The 1,210-nt window shown below is 40.6% G+C and carries 1 protein-coding gene; it reads left to right on the forward strand.

Annotated elements, in window-relative coordinates:
* Positions 1-68: 68 nt before the first annotated feature.
* Entirely contained in the window at positions 69-1,187 is a 1,119-nt protein-coding gene (locus tag H5186_RS22505) for an ISAs1 family transposase (RefSeq protein WP_182795040.1), read from the forward strand.
* Positions 1,188-1,210 lie beyond the last annotated feature (23 nt).

Genomic DNA, 1,210 nt, shown 5'->3' on the forward strand with positions numbered 1-1,210 from the left:
CAGGGCAAGATCACGAACTTTACCTTGACTTAAAAGTATGATCTTATACTCCTTTTTAAGGAGCCCCCATGCCTGATATTCAACTATTTAAATATTTCGAATCAATTGACGACCCTCGCCAGCAGGGTAAAGTTGTCCATAAACTTTTTGATATCATATTCTTAGCTGTCAGCGCTGTCATATCTGGGTGCCAAGGCTGGGAAGATATTGAAGATTTTGGCCATGATAGATTAGATTGGCTCAGGAAGTACGTTCCTCTTGAGCAAGGTATCCCTCGCCATGACACAATCGCTCGTGTGATGAGTCGTATTGATATGACACAGTTTCAAGATTCTTTTTCTTCTTGGATGAAAGACTGCTCTAAATTAACTCATGGCGATGTAGTTGCGATTGATGGTAAGCGATTGAAAGGTTCATTTAATCAGTCAGATAGGCGCGATGCACTTTATATGGTCAGTGCATTTGCGTGCGAAAATGGTGTTGTTTTGGCGCAATGCCCTGTTGATAAAAAGTCGAATGAAATAACAGCGTTACCAGAGCTTCTTGAATTACTGGAGATAAAAGGCTGCTTAGTCACGATTGACGCGATGGGGTGTCAAAAATCAATTGCAGAGACAATAGTGGATAAACAAGCCGATTACCTACTGGCAGTAAAAGCGAACCATAAAGGACTGCTGTCACAAATAGAGAATGCTTTATTACCTGAGGTCACACGACAAGCGTCCGAAGGAGTTTTGTTTAATGAAGCCGATTATCATAAAAACAGAGAAGAATTCAGGTGTTGTGCTGTTAGTCATAACGTAAGTGATTTATCAGAAACGAGCAATTGGAAAGATGCCAAAACAGTGGGAGTTATTGTTTCTTATAGGAAAGAAAAAAACAAAGTAAGCAATGAGTTATGCTATAGATACTACATCAGTTCAGCATATTTATCGGCGGAAGAACTCGCAAGATCTGCACGGCAACATTGGCAAATAGAGAATGGATTACATTGGCGTTTAGATGTCGGATTTAAAGAAGATGATTGCCGAATTAGGCGTGAAGGTGCAGCACCTGTATTTGCGGGGCTGAGACACATCGCATTTAATCAGCTAAAAGCAGAAACAAGCTTTAATAAAGGCATGCCCGCAAAACAGAAAAAAGCTATGCGCAGTACAGGTTACCTTGAAAAGGTATTGAAATCATAGGCTTTTTTCATGCTCTTGCCCTG

This window comes from Pseudoalteromonas sp. SG41-2 (assembly GCF_014164535.1).
Classification (GTDB): Bacteria; Pseudomonadota; Gammaproteobacteria; order Enterobacterales; family Alteromonadaceae; genus Pseudoalteromonas; species Pseudoalteromonas rhizosphaerae.

Bases quoted from the DNA above. Each gene is read 5' to 3' on its own strand.
- H5186_RS22505 (WP_182795040.1), top strand. From the start codon at position 69: ATGCCTGATATTCAACTATTTAAATATTTCGAATCAATTGACGACCCT.